The 16,121-nt window shown below is 68.0% G+C and carries 17 protein-coding genes and 1 tRNA gene; 8 read left to right on the top strand and 10 right to left on the bottom strand.

The window, feature by feature from the left end:
- Window positions 1-261: 261 nt before the first annotated feature.
- Window positions 262-618 carry a phage tail protein gene (locus tag ACEU5R_RS16355; protein WP_392410848.1) on the top strand — a complete coding sequence of 119 codons (357 nt, stop codon included), beginning with the start codon at window positions 262-264 and terminating at the stop codon, window positions 616-618.
- Between the two features lie 3 nt (window positions 619-621).
- Here the strand turns inward: ACEU5R_RS16355 and ACEU5R_RS16350 are convergent, their stop codons facing one another.
- Together ACEU5R_RS16350 and ACEU5R_RS16345 are read right to left on the bottom strand one after the other, a co-directional pair.
- Window positions 622-1,644 (bottom strand): tyrosine-type recombinase/integrase, encoded by a 1,023-nt coding sequence (locus ACEU5R_RS16350; protein ID WP_392410847.1) that lies wholly within the window; start codon window positions 1,642-1,644, stop codon window positions 622-624.
- Between the two features lie 160 nt (window positions 1,645-1,804).
- On the bottom strand, window positions 1,805-2,038 hold the full coding sequence (locus tag ACEU5R_RS16345; RefSeq protein WP_233772390.1) for a hypothetical protein: 234 nt from the start codon (window positions 2,036-2,038) through the stop codon (window positions 1,805-1,807).
- On the opposite strand from ACEU5R_RS16345, the gene ACEU5R_RS16340 reads away from it, so the two are divergent.
- From ACEU5R_RS16340 to yddG, 5 genes are all read left to right on the top strand, one after another.
- Window positions 2,028-2,285 (top strand): hypothetical protein, encoded by a 258-nt coding sequence (locus ACEU5R_RS16340; RefSeq protein WP_233772391.1) that lies wholly within the window; start codon window positions 2,028-2,030, stop codon window positions 2,283-2,285. The two genes, ACEU5R_RS16345 and ACEU5R_RS16340, sit on opposite strands and share 11 nt — an antisense overlap.
- Window positions 2,275-2,763: a hypothetical protein gene (locus ACEU5R_RS16335; protein WP_392410846.1), complete on the top strand. Its 489-nt coding sequence runs from the start codon at window positions 2,275-2,277 to the stop codon at window positions 2,761-2,763. Before ACEU5R_RS16340 ends, ACEU5R_RS16335 begins: the two co-directional genes overlap by 11 nt.
- A complete protein-coding gene (locus tag ACEU5R_RS16330) occupies window positions 2,756-3,025 on the top strand; it encodes a hypothetical protein (RefSeq protein ID WP_392410845.1) in 270 nt (89 codons plus the stop codon). Before ACEU5R_RS16335 ends, ACEU5R_RS16330 begins: the two co-directional genes overlap by 8 nt.
- 415 nt (window positions 3,026-3,440) lie before the next feature.
- Window positions 3,441-5,015, top strand: a complete 1,575-nt coding sequence (locus tag ACEU5R_RS16325; RefSeq protein WP_392410850.1) for a diguanylate cyclase — start codon at window positions 3,441-3,443, stop codon at window positions 5,013-5,015.
- A 113-nt stretch (window positions 5,016-5,128) separates the two neighbouring features.
- Complete coding sequence (gene yddG / locus ACEU5R_RS16320; RefSeq protein ID WP_233772392.1) at window positions 5,129-6,049, top strand: aromatic amino acid DMT transporter YddG; 921 nt, start codon at window positions 5,129-5,131, stop codon at window positions 6,047-6,049.
- An 18-nt stretch (window positions 6,050-6,067) separates the two neighbouring features.
- On the opposite strand, the gene ACEU5R_RS16315 is transcribed toward yddG, so the two are convergent.
- Entirely contained in the window at window positions 6,068-6,256 is a 189-nt protein-coding gene (locus ACEU5R_RS16315) for a hypothetical protein (RefSeq protein WP_103273540.1), read from the bottom strand.
- A gap of 319 nt (window positions 6,257-6,575) precedes the next feature.
- On the opposite strand from ACEU5R_RS16315, the gene ACEU5R_RS16310 reads away from it, so the two are divergent.
- The gene (locus ACEU5R_RS16310) at window positions 6,576-6,803 is read left to right on the top strand and encodes a hypothetical protein (RefSeq protein WP_392410844.1); all 228 of its coding nucleotides are present in this window, start codon (window positions 6,576-6,578) and stop codon (window positions 6,801-6,803) included.
- A gap of 353 nt (window positions 6,804-7,156) precedes the next feature.
- Here the strand turns inward: ACEU5R_RS16310 and ACEU5R_RS16305 are convergent.
- From ACEU5R_RS16305 to egtD, 3 genes are all read right to left on the bottom strand, one after another.
- A tRNA-Met gene (locus ACEU5R_RS16305) sits at window positions 7,157-7,233 on the bottom strand.
- Window positions 7,234-7,433: 200 nt separating this feature from the next.
- Window positions 7,434-8,735 (bottom strand): ergothioneine biosynthesis protein EgtB, encoded by a 1,302-nt coding sequence (egtB, locus tag ACEU5R_RS16300; protein ID WP_392410843.1) that lies wholly within the window; start codon window positions 8,733-8,735, stop codon window positions 7,434-7,436.
- Between the two features lie 44 nt (window positions 8,736-8,779).
- Window positions 8,780-9,748 (bottom strand): L-histidine N(alpha)-methyltransferase, encoded by a 969-nt coding sequence (gene egtD, locus ACEU5R_RS16295; protein ID WP_392410842.1) that lies wholly within the window; start codon window positions 9,746-9,748, stop codon window positions 8,780-8,782.
- 313 nt (window positions 9,749-10,061) lie between these two features.
- Here egtD and ACEU5R_RS16290 point away from each other — a divergent pair, with 313 nt between their 5' ends.
- Window positions 10,062-10,397: a YqjD family protein gene (locus ACEU5R_RS16290; protein WP_392410841.1), complete on the top strand. Its 336-nt coding sequence runs from the start codon at window positions 10,062-10,064 to the stop codon at window positions 10,395-10,397.
- A 104-nt stretch (window positions 10,398-10,501) separates the two neighbouring features.
- On the opposite strand, the gene ACEU5R_RS16285 is transcribed toward ACEU5R_RS16290, so the two are convergent.
- The 4 genes from ACEU5R_RS16285 to ACEU5R_RS16270 all read right to left on the bottom strand — a co-directional run bounded on the left by ACEU5R_RS16285 (window position 10,502) and on the right by ACEU5R_RS16270 (window position 16,109).
- On the bottom strand, window positions 10,502-12,160 hold the full coding sequence (locus ACEU5R_RS16285) for an FMN-binding glutamate synthase family protein (protein WP_392410840.1): 1,659 nt from the start codon (window positions 12,158-12,160) through the stop codon (window positions 10,502-10,504).
- A gap of 200 nt (window positions 12,161-12,360) precedes the next feature.
- Window positions 12,361-13,584 (bottom strand): YeeE/YedE family protein, encoded by a 1,224-nt coding sequence (locus ACEU5R_RS16280; RefSeq protein ID WP_392410839.1) that lies wholly within the window; start codon window positions 13,582-13,584, stop codon window positions 12,361-12,363.
- Between the two features lie 313 nt (window positions 13,585-13,897).
- Complete coding sequence (locus ACEU5R_RS16275) at window positions 13,898-14,692, bottom strand: hypothetical protein (RefSeq protein WP_392410838.1); 795 nt, start codon at window positions 14,690-14,692, stop codon at window positions 13,898-13,900.
- 136 nt (window positions 14,693-14,828) lie between these two features.
- A complete protein-coding gene (locus tag ACEU5R_RS16270; RefSeq protein WP_103273549.1) occupies window positions 14,829-16,109 on the bottom strand; it encodes an arsenic transporter in 1,281 nt (426 codons plus the stop codon).
- Between the last annotated feature and the right edge of the window lie 12 nt (window positions 16,110-16,121).

Here is a 16,121-nt window from a genome sequence, read left to right as displayed (position 1 = left end):
CTCTCGCATTTGCAGTGAGAGGGACGTCAGGTGTGAATGCGCGAATGATAGGCGACGTTCAGAGGTCTGGTTTCCGTGCCGCCCGTCGAGTTGGTTCCCGCCCCACTGCCTATGGGAGTAAGCGCAGAACCTGAGGAGCCGCTTTGCACGCTCATCGTAGAAGAGTTCATCGTGTGCCAATGCGATTGAATCTGCATTCCTTGGCGACTCCCGAGTACCCGCGCATTTGCAGTGCAAACTCCATTGAAAGGAAAAAATGATATGCAGAAGAAGGTCTATCAAACCGACTCCGATGGCCTGTATCTCTACGAATCCATCGCAAATGAGCTGGCGATGACGCCGGGAAGGTTCAACGTCCCGTTTGGCGCATACGAGGACGCGCCTGCGGCCCCAAAAGCGGGAAAGTGGCCGCGACGAGTCGGTGGCGCGTGGGTGATGGTCGAGGATTACCGCACCACGCCGCTCTGGGTGGTGGAGACTGGTGCCCCGTACTCGCTCGGCGCTGAGCATGATGGCGTGGCCGGAAAAGTCAGCTACCCGGGCTGGGGCAAGCTGCCTGCCTGGCTGACCGCCGTCGAGCCGCCGCGCTCGGTCGGGGACGCGACGGCCGAGGTGTAGGCGCTACGCGGCCAGCGGCAGAGCCTCTAGCTCTGCTTCGCGCTCGCGCCTCATCTCTTCGAGCTGGCGCCGGCCCAGCTGGCTACGCGCCAGCTTCTGTGCCAACTCGCGTCCATGTGGATGGTAGTAGCGCAGCAGCATGCGGGTGTCGACGTTGCCGTTGACCTTGGCCAGCTCGTGGATCTGGAACACCGTGGCCAGCTGTGAGGTGCCTTCGTGCCGCAGGTCATGAAAGCGCAGATCGCGGAAGTAGGCCGTGTTGGGACGCCGTCCGTGGTGACGGCACAGGGCTTCGTAGCGCAGGCGGGCGCGGCGTCGCGCGCGGATGAAGGCGCGCGTGACGGAGCCCGGACGCATCGCGAAGATGCGCCCGCGCATCGGCTTGCCGGTGACCCAGCGGCGTAGCGCCTCGCGCGCTAGCGGGGTCAGCGGCACGTCGCGCGCGCGGCCGTTCTTGGTGTGGGGCAGGTGGACCACGCCATGCATCAGGTCCAGGTGCTCGCGCTGGATGCCGACCACTTCCGAGCGGCGCATGCCGGTTTCCCGGGCCACCGTCAGGATGGTGGGCAGCTCGCTGGAGCGGGTGGCCTGGATGATCCAGTCCAGTTCCTGGCGCGGGCATTGCTCTTCGGACAGGCCGCGCAGCGTGATGCGGTCGAACAGCCGGCGGTCGCGGGCATCGTCGATCGCCGGCCTGCGCACCAATTGAACCGGGTTCGCCAGCTGGTCGAAGCCCCAATCCTTGCGGATCACCGTGTAGACGTGGGACAGGAAGGCCATGCGCCGCACGACGGTGGCCGGCGCGCGGTCCTTCAGCCATTCGTCGCGCAACTCGGTCAAGTCCGAGCTGCGGATCCGGTCCACCGGCCGGATCGCCAGCCGGGTCGCTCGCCAGATGCGGGCTATGGACTGCTCTGATACGTGCCCCTTCTTCGTGGCTGAGACCTCTGCCAGGTAGCGATCGAGCGCATCGGCCAGGGTGGGCGCGGGTTTGCGGCGGGGCTGTCGGCGGGTCCAGGGCTTCATTGCAGGTTCGGAAATCAGAGTGGGATCAGGAGTGTAGGCGCCCCATTGGCGGGCGCGCGACGCGAGCGGGCGAGAGTTTCGCCCGGATCGCGCTTTTTTGCTTCCATGGCCGGCGCCTCCCTGCGCCCGGTCATGGGCGGGAGACAGGGATGCGGGGTGGTCAGAGGAGTAGCAAGGATATGGAACCGGGATCGACGGGGTTGGGCGGGTTTGCCGCGTTGAAGATTGCGCTGGCGTTCGGCATGCCGGCGGCCATGGCGGCGCTGATTGGCATGTTGCTGATGCCGCCGCGCAGCTCGCGCGAGTTCGTGGCGCGCACCGCCTGTACGGTGGTGAGTTCGTTCTTGTTCGGGCCTTTGCTGGCGATCGGGATGATCGCCTGGATGCCCGACATTGTTTCGTCCGCCTATTGGCTGGCCCAGCGCACGGGCCTGGGCGAGGACGGGCTGCTGGCCATGTTCTACGTGCTGGGGCCGTGCATGTTGCTGGCAGGGCTGCCGGCCTGGTGGGTGCTGGGCGCCTATCTGCGCCTGACGGCCAAGCTGCAGAACCAGGACCTGGTCGATTGGGCGGTCGAGATCCGGCGCAAGGCGCTGGGCTTGGGGCAGGGTACGGAGAAAGGAGGAAATCATGACGCTTGAACAAGTGATGCGGGACGCGATCCGGCCCGCGCTGGCCCTGCTACCGGCCGCCATGGACACGCCGCAGGCGCGCTGCATGCTGCTGGCGATCGGCCTGCAGGAAAGCCGTTTCGTGCATCGGCGGCAGATCGGTGGTCCGGCGCGCGGCTTCTGGCAGTTTGAACAAGGCGGCGGCGTGCGCGGCGTGCTGGCGCATCCGGCCAGCGCGGCGCTGGCGCGCCAGGTATGCCAGGTTCGCGGGGTGCCGCCGACGGCGCCGTCCGTGTACTCGCGCCTGGAACTGGACGATGTGCTGGCGGCCGCGTTTGCGCGGCTGCTGCTTTGGACCGATCCGGCGCGCCTGCCGCGCACGGGCGATGCCGATGCTGCCTGGGCGTTGTACTTGCGCACCTGGCGGCCGGGCAAACCCCATCGCCAGACCTGGGACGCGCTGCATGCCCAGGCGGCGCAAGCGACCGGGGAGTTGGAACATGCTTGAGTCATGGGTGAAGCGTAGCCTCGGCTGGATGGCGGCCTTGCTGGCGGGCCTGGCCGCCGTCGCCGGGGTGTATTGGAGGGGGCGGGCCCGGGGGCGCGAACAGGAGCGCGCCGACACCGAGGCCCGCCTCCAGGCCAGGGCCGGACAGGCCCGCAAGGAGGTGGAACATGTGCGTGAGAACGTGGCTCGCAGCGATGACGATGCCGTGGCTGCTCGGCTCAAGTCTGGCTGGGTGCGCGGTGGTCCCGAAGACCGGCGTTGAATATTGCGACCATGCCCGGCCGGTCTATTTTGGAGCCGCAGCCGAGGTCGATGCCACGCCGCCCGGTGTAAGAAGGCAGATTCTGGAACATAATGAAACGGTCGCGCGCCTCTGCGTTTTGAATTAAATTGGGGACGCGGTGTTTCATCCTATGCTGTTCCGTCATGGACAGGGTAGCCGCCGATACCGCCCGGCGAGGCGGTCAATCCGCTGCGGCGGACGCGGCACGGCAGGGACAGTTGCTGGCGCTCATTGTGTGATTGCGGGGTTTTGCAATAATTTCTGACTTTCTCGTTCGGTCATTTATTGGCCGGAACGAGGCATCGGGAGGCGCTATGGGGCGGGAAATGCGGTTCGGACAGCGCGCGTGGCGCAGGGCGCCGCGCGTTTCGAGTGCCATGGGTTCCTGACGATCATGACCGACGGCGAAAGCTTGGTCAGCGCGCGGGCGCGCCCGCCACGCCGGTACTCCATGCGCACCGGTCTGCTGCTGCTGGTGTTCGCCTGTATTTTCCCGGCGCTCGTGGTGGCCTCGTTGGCGGTGTACGAGAGCTACGTCATCCAGAAAGACCGCATATTCCGCGACACGATATTCCTGGCCCGCAATCTCACCGCGATTCTTGATCGCGAGTTGACGGCGGTCGAGGCTGGCATGCAGATGCTGGCGTCTTCGCCCGATCTGGTGGCGGGCGACCTGCCCGCGTTCCATCAGCGCGCCCGCGATGCGGTGCGCTTCCAGATCGCCGACAGTTACGTGCTGACTGACAGGGCGGGCCGGCAGGTCCTCAATACCCTGGTTCCCTACGGCACGGCGCTGCCGATGAGTCGGGTGCCGCGCGATCTGGACCGTGTGTTCCAGTCACGCGCGCCGGTGCTGAGCGGCCTGTTCACCGGCGCGGTCAGCGGCAGTCCCAGGATCGCGCTGGGCGTGCCCGTGCTGCGCGGCGAGGACGTGATCTACAGCCTGAACGTAGGCCTGTCGCCGGAGCGCATCGGTGCGGTGCTGGGCCGCCGCTCCTTGCCCGAAGGCTGGGTGGCCGCGGTGCTGGACAGTTCCGGCACGATCGTCGCGCGCACGCGCGATACGGCCAAGTTCGTGGGGCAGAAGGCAGTGCCGGCTTTGGCGCGCGCCGTCCAGGACGAGAGCGAGGGTTCGCTGGAGACCCTGACCAAGGAAGGCACGCCGGTCTACACGGCCTTCAGCCGTTCCGCCTTGTCGGGATGGACCGTCGCGGCCGGCGCGCCCATGACCCTGGTGACCACGGATCTCTATCGTTCGATCGCCTGGATCGCGCTCGGCACGCTGGCGGCCTTCGGGCTGGGCTTGTGGCTGGCCTTGAAACTCGCCAGCCGCCTGACGTCGGCCGTGCAGGGACTGGTCGGGCCGGCGCTGGCGCTCGGGGAAGGGCGGCCGGTGGAGGTGCCGCGCACCCATGTGAAGGAAGCGGTGGAAGTGGGGACAGCCTTGCAGCAGGCCTCGCGGATGTTGGCCCATGCTCAGCATCTGGCGCACTACGACCCACTGACCGGCTTGTGCAACCGCGTGCTGTTCGGCGAACTGGTGCTGCGTGAATTGGCCGTGGCGCAACGCAGCGGCGCTTCGTTCGCGATCCTGGCGATCGACCTGGACGGTTTCAAGGCCGTGAACGACATGCACGGGCACGCCGCCGGCGATACCGTGCTGAAAGAGGCCGCCGATCGGATGGCCAACGCCATTCGCGTCTCTGACGTGGCGGCGCGGCTGGGCGGCGATGAGTTCGCCATTCTGTTGCTGGCGGGCAACCGGGAAAGCGCCCAGGCCGTGGCCGAGGCGCTGGTGGAAAGCCTGTCGCTGCCCTATGCCAACGTCAAGGTCGCGGTGTCGGCCAGTGTGGGCATCGCCGTCTACCCGCAATCGGGCACGACCATGCTGCAGCTGCTCGAGCGCGCCGATGTGGCCTTGTACCAGGCCAAGGGGCTGGGCAAGCGCCGGGTCGCATCCGACGTGTGAGCGGTCGGGCGGGCGCCTGGCTGGCGCGGTCAATTGGTTAAACTGCCCGGCTTTGGCGTCCCGGTTGTTCGGGGGGCTGGCCGTCATGAGCGGCGCGCAGCAGGAAGTCGCAGTTGAAATCAGTCATTGGAATTGGCAGCAGCCGCAATGCCGCCACCTTGTCCGGCCTTGCGGCGGTGGCGCTGTGGGGCACCGTCGTCGGCTTGATCCGAGGTGTCAGCGAGAACTTCGGCCCAATCGGGGGAGCGGCGCTGATCTATACCGTCGGGTCGGTCCTGCTTCTTGCAATGCTGGGGTTCCCGCGCCTGGGCGCATTCCCGCGCCGTTATCTCATCGTCGGCAGCGCGCTGTTCGTGTCCTATGAAATCTGCCTGTCGCTGTCGCTGGGCTTCGCCGCCGATCGCGCGCAGGCCATCGAGCTGGGCATCGTCAACTATCTGTGGCCCTGTTTGACGGTGGTTTTCGCCATGCTGATCAACGGTCAGCGCGCCAGCGCCTGGGTGGTCCCGGGCATCGCGCTGTCGCTGTGCGGGATCGCCTGGGTGGTGGGCGGCTCGGCCGGCCTGTCGTGGGAGCGCAGCATCGCCAACGTTGCCAGCAACCCAGTGAGCTATGGCCTGGCTTTTTGCGGCGCGATCATCTGGGCCGTCTACTGCAACGTGACCAAGCGATATGCCGACGGCAAGAACGGCGTGGCCCTGTTCTTCATGTTGACGGCGGCGGCCTTGTGGGTCAAATACCTGTTGGCGGGCGAAGCGACGCTGCGTTTCGCCTGGCCGGCGATGCTGGAGCTGCTGGTCGCGGGCAGCGCCATGGCGGCGGGCTATGCCTTGTGGAACATCGGGGTGCTCAGAGGCAACCTGACGCTGCTGGCCACGGCTTCGTATTTCACGCCGGTGCTGTCCACGCTGTTTGCCGCGCTCTGGCTGTCCACGCGCTTGACCATGGCCTTCTGGCAAGGCGTGCTGATGGTCACGGCGGGGTCGCTGCTGTGCTGGGCGGCGACGCGCGGCCGGCCTGCGCGGGCAGGCTAGCCGCAAGGGGACAGCACACTAGCGGACCAGCGTCTGGGCGACGGCGTAGCCGATCGGAATGACCAGCAGCGACGCGAACAGCGCGCTGACGATCGTCGCCGAAATCTTGAGCCAGGGCTCGGGCCCCGCGCTTTGCACCGTCTGAACCATCAACGTGACGATACCCACAACCATCAAACAGCTCATTGCCACTGCGATGTAAGTCATGTTGTCTCCGTCTTCGCCTGATTGAAGGGCTACGGCATGCCGCTGGGCGGTCTTGTTGTTTGACTTGATTGTGCGCCTGCTTTCGCGGGCAGGGCCTTAGGGGTTGTACTGACGGGACGCGGGATCTGTGGCGTCCTGGCCGCGCAGCTTGCAGCAAAAACGCGTGCTTGAATCTGCGATCCCGGCTTGTGGATCCGCTGGCTGCCAGGATTTACGCGGGTTTCTTGATTTCGCCGCGCTGCGCAATCGGTTCGAGCGGCCGCAGGCGCGGGACTTTGCGTTACGATGATCCTCCCTTCTTGTCGACCCGTTTCGCGACATGTCACACAAACTCCGCCCAGGCACGCGCGCGACCCTGCAGGTCAGACAGCTGATGCCTGGCGAGTTCGCATGGATCATCACGCTGCTCGATCCCGATAGCGGCAACGTGCACAGCACGAATTATTCGGAACGGCGTTATGGCAGCCAGGACGAGGCGTCCTCGGCGGGCAAGTCCGCGGTGATGGCATATCTGTCGGACGCGGCGCCGCCGGCGGCGCGCGCTTGAACCCCGCCTGGCTCGCGTCGCAGTGATGAACGATCCCTCTACCGCTGCTTCGGAAAGCGGCGCGCTGGCGGTCTTGGGGGCGCTGGCGCCGTGGGTCTGGTCACGGGTCTGGTAAAACGGGCCTGGCCACGGTTCTTGGCGATGGTCCAGCAGCCCGGCGCGGCCCTCCTTCCGGGGGAGTAGCAGTCTTCCCGCGCACTTCGACGACCCTGGCATTCCTTCGCCGTTTTCGCTTGTGCTTACCCCACGGCGTGGCCGGGGCGGGCGGCAAGCACCGCACCGGCTGCGGTCACAGCGGCATCGGCGAGCCAAAAGCAAAAGGCCCGCAATTGCTTGCGGGCCTTGGTATTCCTTGGTGGCGCATCCCTGATTCGAACAGGGGACCTGCGGATTATGATTCCGTCGCTCTAACCGGCTGAGCTAATGCGCCATCTCGTTTGCTTTGTCGCGCCCCCTAGCGTTTTCACGCCGGGTTGCTGCGTCAGCAACGAAGAACGAAATTCTAGCACGAAAAAATTTGTCCATGCAATAGCCCGGAAAGAAATCGGCATGGATGCCAACCTGATTCCCTCCCCAGGCCCCAAGGCCTCAGGTCCGCAGGGGGCGGTACGTGTCGAATCCAGGCCGGCCTCAGGCGTCCCGCGCCAGCCGTATCCCGGAAAACTGCCAGCGCGCCTCGGGCGGGAAGAAATTGCGGTAACTGGCCCGGATGTGGCTGCGCGGCGTCACGCAGGAGCCACCGCGCAGCACGTACTGATTGCACATGAATTTGCCGTTGTATTCTCCCACCGCGCCGCTGTCCGGCCGGAAGCCGGGATAGGCTTCGTAGGCGCTGCTGGTCCACTCCCAGGCGTCGCCGTAGAGCTGGGCCGGACCCGACCAGCCTGGCCGGGCGGGCGCGGGCCGCGTATCCAGGTGGCCGCTTTCCAGCATGTTGGCGTGCCCGCCGGGGTTGCCGTCCGGTTGGCGGCGCGCGGCCGACTCCCATTCGGATTCGCGTGGCAGCCGGACCCGCGCCCAGCGGGCGTAGGCGTCGGCCTCGAAGTAGCTCACATGCGTGACGGGCGCCTGCAGCTCCAGTTCCTGCATGCCGTGCAACGTGAAGACTTGCCAGTCGTCGCGCTTCCCTTCCCAGTAGAGCGGTGCGCGCCAGCCCTCCGCGCAGACGCGGTCCCATCCCTGCGACAGCCACAGTTCCGGCCGCGAATAGCCGCCGTCGCGCATGAAGGCCAGGTATTCGTGCTGCGTCACGAGCCGGTTGGCCAGGTGGAAGCGGCCCAGCAGCGTGTCATGGGCCGGGCCTTCATTGTCGAAGGCGAAGCCGTTGCCGTCGTGGCCGATGCGGGTCACGCCACCCGCGTACTCGGTCCAGCCGGCCGGCGTGGCGGGCGGCAGGGCGGGGGCGCCGTTGGCCGCGTAGGCCGGCCTGAGCGGGTTGGCGTGCAGCAGGTGCTTGATGTCGGTGAGGATCAGTTCCTGGTGCTGCTGCTCGTGGTTGAGCCCCAGTTCCAGCAGGGCGTCGAAAGCCGCGTCGCCGGCCTGGCGGGCGATCAGCGCGTGCATGGCTTCGTCCACATGCTCGCGGTAGCGCAGTATCTCGGCCAGGTCCGGGCGCGTGAGCAGGCCGCGCTGCGGCCTCGGATGGCGCGCGCCGATGGCGTTGTAGTAGGAGTTGAACAGCATGCGGTAGCTGGGATGGAAGGCGCGATAGCCCGGCGAATGGCGGCTCAGCAGGAAGGTCTCGAAGAACCAGGTGGTGTGCGCCAGATGCCATTTGACGGGGCTGCAGTCCGGCATGGATTGCGCCTGGCAGTCTTCGGGGCTGAGCGGGGCGGCCAGGGCCGCCGTGGCCGCGCGCACAGCGTCGTAGCGGCCGGGCAAGCCGGCCGGACCGCTGCTTCCGGGGCGGGTCAGCAGGCAGGCAGAGTCCATGCATATCCTCCTGGGGGCGTTGATGGGGCCGAGGCCAGCCGGCCTCAGGCGCGGGCGAGGAAGACGGAAAACCAGCCGCGCGAGTCCGACCAATGGCGCACGTCGCGATAGCCGGCGCGTTCCAGCAGCTCCTGGAAGGCGTCGGGCGTGAATTTGTACGAGTTTTCCGTGTGGATGCGCTCGCCGGCCTGAAAGGCGCGTTCGCCGCCCGGCCAGCGCAGGCGCAAGGCGCGGCGCGCCTCCAGGTGCATTTCGATGCGCGAGCGCTCGGCGTTGTACAGGGCGACATGGCGCCAGTCCCCGACCTGGAAATCGCTGGCCAGCAGCGCGTTCACGTGCCGCAACAGGTTCAGGTTGAAGGCCGCCGTCAGTTGCAGCGCATCGTCGTAGGCGGGCTCGAGCACCTCGCGCGGCTTGACGCGGTCCACCCCGATCAGCAGGCCGCCGTCCGGACAGAGCCCGCGCACATGCCGCAACATGGCCAGCGCGTCATCGGGATTGAGGTTGCCGATGCTGGAGCCGGGATAGAAGAACAGGCGCCGTGCGGACGGAATGTCGGCGGGCAGGGACAGGCCCTGCGAGAAATCCTGTCCCAGCGGCGTCACCCGCAGCTCGGGATAGGCCGGGCGCAGGCGGCGCGCGGCGGTTTCCAGGTAGTCCGTGGAAATGTCGATGGGCACGTAGCGGCGCGGCCGCAGGACGGGGAACAGGCGCTCGGCCTTGGCGCAGTCGCCCGCGCCCAGGTCCAGCAGCGTGTCCACGGCGCCGGCGTGGCGCGCGATGGCGGCGCCGTGCGCGGCATGGATTTCGGCCTCGCAGCGCGTCGGGTAGTACTCGGGCAGTTGCGTGATGGCGGCGAACAGCGACGAGCCGAGCGCGTCGTAGAGGTACTTGGGGTCGATATGCGCCGGGCGGTCCAGCAGCCCGTGATGCAGTTCCAGCCGCTCGGCGCTCCAGCCCGGCGGTGGCGATAGCGGCGGCGCGGCCGCCAATCGTGCGGAAGGGGTAAGCATGCGTCCGGCTCCTGGTAGAGGCCGCTGAAGCGCAGCGCGGAACGCCCATTGTCGCGGCCCCACGGGGCCGGGTGTCAAGCGCCAAGCCCCTGAATGCAATGGACTTTTACCAAATCGGCTGTGCGCGCGCCCTGGGACGGGGCCGTGAAATATCGATTTACGGCTGGTTGCCAACGCTCGGGCGGGATCGGCGGCCGCTGGTCACAATGTAGGCGTGGACCAGGGCCGCGGGCCCCCGGCGGAGCCCGGGCGTCAGGCGCGCAGCCGCCGGACGCCGGTCCGCGCATCCGACGAACCAGAACAAGGAGCGACCATGAACAGAAAGTCCCAACGCGCTGAGATTGCCCTGCACCGCGCCCGCGTGAGCGACAGCTTCCAGGAACTGCTGGCCGGCACGGAAGATCTGCTGCGTTCGACGGCCACGTATACCGGCTCGGAGATCGAGGCCGCGCGCGAGCGGCTCAAGCGCCAGCTGGCCGAGGCCCGCGAATCGGCGGGAGAGTGGGAAACGGCGGCCCGCCAGCGCGCCCGCCGCGCTTCGGTCTACGCGGATGAGGTCGTGCACGAGCACGCCTGGAAATCGGCGGGCGTGGCCGCGCTGGTGGGGGTGCTGCTGGGATGCTGCCTGGCGTCGGGCGGCCGGCGCTGAACGGCCGCGGCGGGCGGCCCGCAGTGGGACGTCCGCCGTAGTACGCCGCCGCAGGAGCGCCTGCCGCCTTGCGGTGGCGGCGCCGGCACCGGCGGCGGGCGGATTCAGCTTGGCACTGCCTGCAATTCGTGCTTGCGGGCCAGCGCCGTCGTGAGGTCGTGCGTGGGCTGGAACGAGTTCGCCTGCGCCATGGCCCAGCCGGTCTGGAAGACCTGGTGGCGGAACTCGCCACGCAGCAATTCGCCGGGCGTCAGTTCCGGGAACAGCGCCGACAGCAGCCGGATCTCGCTGGAGGAAATGCGCCGCGCAATGTGATGCGGGCGCAGCTGGCCCGGATGCGTCAGGCCCGCTGCCGCCAGCAGCTCGGCCAGCGCGTGCAGCGTGTTGCGATGGAAGTTGGCCACGCGCTGCGCTTTGTCGGGCACGACCAGCGCGCGCTGGCGCAGCGGATCCTGCGTGGTGACGCCGGTGGGGCACTTGCCGGTGTGGCAGGCCTGGGCCTGGATGCAGCCGATGGCGAACATGAAGCCGCGCGCCGAGTTGCACCAGTCCGCGCCCATCGCCATCACGCGCGCCATGTCGAAGGCGGTGATGATCTTGCCCGACGCGCCCAGCTTGATGCGGTCGCGCAGGTTCACGCCGATCAGCGTGTTGTGGACCAGGCGCAGCGCTTCGCGCAGCGGCGTGCCGACGTGGTCGACGAACTCGACCGGGGCCGCGCCCGTGCCGCCCTCGGCGCCGTCCACCACGATGAAGTCCGGCGTGATGCCGGTTTCGAGCATGGCCTTGACGATGGCGAACCATTCCCAGGGATGGCCCACGCAGAACTTGAAGCCCACCGGCTTGCCGCCGGACAGCTCGCGCAACCGCGCCACGAACTTCATCAAGCCGATGGGCGTGTCGAAGGCCGAATGGGTGGCGGGCGAGTTGCAGTCCTGCCATGGCGCCACCCCGCGCGCCTCGGCGATCTCGGGCGTGACCTTGCCGGCCGGCAGGATGCCGCCGTGGCCCGGCTTGGCGCCTTGCGACAGCTTGATCTCGATCATCTTCACCTGCGGCGTACAGGCGTTCTTGACGAAGGCTTCCTCCGAGAACGCGCCGTGCTCGTCGCGGCAGCCGAAGTAGCCCGAGCCGATGTTCCACACCAGGCCGCCGCCCGGCTGCCGGTGATAGCGGCTGATGCCGCCTTCGCCCGTGTCGTGGGCGAAATCGCCCTGCCGCGCGCCTTCGTTCAGCGCCAGGATGGCATTGGCCGACAGCGCGCCAAAGCTCATGGCGGACACGTTGAAGGCCGACATCGAATACGGCTGTTTGCAGTCCGGCCCGCCGACGGTGACGCGGAAATCGGTGTCCTCGATGTGCGAGGGCGACATGGAATGGTTGATCCACTCATAGCGGTCGCCGTAGACGTCTTCCTGCGTGCCAAAGGGGCGCTTGTCGATCTCGCGCTTGGCGCGCTGGTAGACGATGGAACGCTGCGCGCGCGAGAAAGGCGCGGCCTGCGTGTCGTCTTCCAGGAAATACTGGCGGATCTCCGGACGGATGAACTCGAACAGGAATCGCAGGTTGCCCAGCACCGGGTAGTTGCGGCGGATGGCGTGGCGCGTCTGGATCAGGTCGTAGACGCCCAGCGCGGCCAGCAGCGCCAGCGGCACGGCGGCGCACAGCCACCAGGGCGAGGCGGTATAGGAAAGGACGGCCGTCGCGGCAGTGCCCAGCAAAGTCAACAGAAAGGCCGTGTAACGGCCGGCGATCCAGCGCATGTCCATCTCCGGGATTCGGGGTGGAGCTAACCATACACCAGCGCGGCGGCGACGTTGTCCCGCCGCGTGGAAAGAGTATCCCGCGATTGGGGTTTGCTCGGGGGGAGGGCGCGCGTCGCGCAGACCGCCGGGCAGCCGTTCTTGAATCGGCGTCGCAATGACAAAGCCCCCTGTTACAGGGGGCTTGAGGGGATGGCGCGTCAGCAGCTCGACGCAGGCGGCGTCTTTTCCACGGCCAGGCCGAACAGCGGACGCAGGCGCACGCCCAGCGCGCTGCCCAGGAAGGCGGCCGGCAGCCAGAGCCAGGCATGCAGGCTGCCCGACAGGATGCCGCTGAAGTAGGCGCCGATGTTGCAGCCGAAGGCCAGGCGCGAGCCGTAGCCCAGCAGCAGGCCGCCGATGACGGCGCCGGCCAGCGAGCGCGCCGGCACTTTCCAGACCGGCGCGAACTTGCCGGCGGCGCTGGCCGCGGCCAGCGCGCCCAGCATCAGGCCCAGGTCCATGACCGTGGTCACGTCCTGGCGCAGCGGCGCGGCCAGCGAGGCCTGCTTGCTCCAGTAGGTCCAGGCGGCCACGTCGCCGCCCAGCGCGTCCAGCGTCTTGGCGCCCCACAGCGCGAAGGCCGAGGTCACGCCCCAGGGGCGGCCGGCCAGCGCCAGGGTGGCGAAGTTCAGCGCGACCAGCGCCACGCCGCCCCAGATCAACGGCCAGGGGCCTTGCACCAGCGAACCCGGTCGCGCGGTGCGCGAGGCGAAGGAGATCACATGACCGTGGCGGCGCTTTTCCAGCGCGGTGGCGGCCCAGGCGATCAGCGCGAAGACGGCCAGGTTGGCGATCAGCGCGGGCGCCAGGCCCCAGCTCTTGACCAGCGAGGTCGGCGCCAGCGCCGGCAGCGCCGACCACCAGCCGAAGTTGGCCGTGGCGATGACCGAGCCGACGATGAAGAACAGCAGCGTGACCACCATGCGGGTATTGCCGCCGCCGACCGCGAACAGCGTGCCCGAGGCGCAGCCGCCGCCCAGCTGCATGCCGATGCCGAACAGGAAGGCGCCCAGCAGCACCGACACGCCCGGCGGCGAGACGAAGCCGGCCACCGGTTGGCCGAACAGCGAGCCTTGCGACAGCACGGGGAAGAACAGCAGCACGCCCAGGCCCAGCATGAACATCTGCGCGCGCAGGCCGGCGCCACGGCGGTCGGACACGAACACGCGCCAGGCCTGGGTGAAGCCGAAGGATGCGTGATACAGCGCCACGCCCAGCAACGCGCCGACGATCCATAGCGCGCCCTGGCGCCAGCTGACGCTCTGGTTCAGATAGACGGCGCCGGCGGCCACCAGCAGCAGCGCGATCCACAAGGGGGCGCGGTTGGCGCGGATGGGCGGCAAGGCCGAGGGCAGGGGCAGGGTGGAAGCGTTGGCGCTCATGGATGAGTCCCGGAGAAAAAGCGGAAAGCGGCACGTGGCCGCGCCTGGGGCGGCCGTCGTGAACCCGGAGGCGGCGTCGGTCTGTCGCCAAAGGCCACGAAAAACGGGCGCGTCAGCGCACCCGTGGAAAGGGCGTCAGTCTACGCGTTGGCGTAAATATCTCAAACCACAAATATGTGTTTGATAAATAACTAAAAGTAATAAACAAGTGATTAGAGCGCATGGGCTTGGCGACGGCGTTGCGTGGTCCGGGCTGCGCGCCAAGGGGATCCAGGCCGACGCCGGTCGTCCCGCCTCTTTCCCATCTGCGTCGCTATTCCAGGATCGCCGCGAAATCCTCGGCATAGCCCAGCAGCAGCACCTTGCTGGCCTGCACGGCCTGGGCCAGTTCGCGCCAGGCCGGCGCGGCCTCGCCCTGTTCGTCGTCCTGGACGTCGTACAGCTCGGTCAGGTCCGCCACCAGCCGCCGCGCCTCGTCGGCGCCGGGCGCTTGCGGGCGGATGAAGCCCAGCCATGCCGCGCCGATGCCGAAAAAGCGGTAGCCGTGCCGTTCTTCCAGGCGACGGATGATGGCGTGGTTCTGGAACACGTCCCAGTCGGCGGAAAAATAGCCGTTGACCATGCCGGCGATCAGCAGATTGTCTTCCGGCACGGGCACGCGCTGCACGTAGACGACCTGGTCGAGCACGCGCTGGGGATCCCGGTTCATCGCGGCCAGCGCGGCGATGTCGTCGGCGTTGACGTAGAGCGTGCCGGGCAGCGATTCCCAGGCCTGTTGCAGCTGCGGATCCTGAAGCTGGGCCACCACGTGCGCCAGCCGGCGCGACTCGTAGGCGCGCACGGACTCGGGATCGTCCAGGTCCAGGTCGTCGTAGTCGTAATCGAAGGTCAGGCGCTCGTCTTCCAACGCGTGGCCGCGGGTGTAGCAGCTCTGGTTCACATCGTCGAGCGTGCACAGGTAGCGGTATTGCGGCTCGGCGGCGCGCAGGCGCTCGGCGACCTGCAGCACCTGCTCCAGCGTCGGCGCGTCCGACAGCCGGCTCGCGCTGAAGCTGTCCACGGGCTGGAAGCTGTAGGTTTCGCGGTAGTCGACGAGGGTTTCCTGCATGGCGGCTCCTGTAGCGGTCCTGTCGCGGGCGATGGCGGGCGACGGCGGGGGCGGATGCGCGATGCTAGCATCGCGGCGCGTCATGCGCGCCGGCGCGAGCCGGCCCGCCGCCGGCCACGCCGGGATGGCTGGCCGCCTATTGCAGGCGCCAGGCCAGCGCCGCCAGCGTCAGCAGCAGCACCGGCAGCGTCAGCACCAGGCCGACGCGGAAGTAATAGCCCCAGGTGATGCGCAGGCCCTTGCGCGCCAGCACGTGCAGCCACAGCAGGGTGGCCAGGCTGCCGATCGGGGTGATCTTGGGCCCCAGGTCGCTGCCGATCACGTTGGCGTAGATCATGGCGTCCTTCACCGGACCCACGGCGCTGGTGTCGCCGATGGACAGCGCGCCCACCAGCACGGTGGGCAGGTTGTTCATGACCGATGACAGGAAGGCCGTCGCCAGCCCGGTGCCCATCGCCGCGCCCCACACGCCGTATTCCGCGCAGCGTTCCAGCACCTGGGTCAGGTAGGCGGTCAGGCCGGCGTTGCGCAGGCCGTACACCACCAGGTACATGCCCAGCGAGAACACCACGATATGCCAGGGCGCGCCGCGCATGACGCGTCGCGTGCCGACGATGTGCTGGCGGCCGGCGATCAGCAGCAGGCCCAGCGCGCCGGCGGCCGCGATGGCGCTGACCGGGATGCCCAACGGTTCCAGGATGAAGAAGCCCGCCAGCAGCAGCGCCAGCACGACCCAGCCGGCGCGGAACGTGACCGGGTCGCGCACGGCCGAGGCGGGGGCGGGCAGCTGGCTCACGTCGTAGCGCGGCGGGATGCTCTTGCGGAAGAACAGCAGCAGCACCGCCAGCGTGGACGCCACCGCCATCAGGTTCACCGGCACCATCACCGAGGCGTACTCGCCGAAGCCGATGCCGAAGAAGTCCGCCGACACGATGTTGACCAGGTTGGAGACGATCAGCGCGATGCTGCCGGTGTCGGCGATGAAGCCGGCGGCCATGACGAAGGCCAGCGAGGCGCCGGGGCCGAAGCCCAGCGCCAGCAGCATCTCCATGACGATGGGCGTGAGGATCAGCGCCGCGCCATCGTTGGCGAACAGCGCCGAGACCACGGCGCCCAGCAGCACGATCAGCACGAACAGCAGCCGGCCGCGACCGCCGCCCCAGCGCGCCACGTGCAGCGCCGACCATTCGAAGAAGCCCGCCTCGTCCAGGATCAGGCTGGTGATGATGATGGCGATGAAGGTCGCGGTGGCGTTCCAGACGATGCGCCAGACATCGGGGATGTCGCCGGGCTGCACCACGCCGGTGGCCAGCGCCAGGGCGGCGCCGATCAGCGCGCTCCAACCGATGGACAGGCCGCGCGGCTGCCAGATGACGAGGGTGATGGTCAGGATGAAGATCGCGGCGGCAAGCAGCATGGCAGGGCTTTC

Origin of the sequence: Achromobacter sp. 413638, assembly GCF_043119405.1 — a bacterium.
Lineage (GTDB): Bacteria > Pseudomonadota > Gammaproteobacteria > Burkholderiales > Burkholderiaceae_B > Achromobacter.
This window is presented reverse-complemented; position numbering and strand designations above follow the sequence as displayed.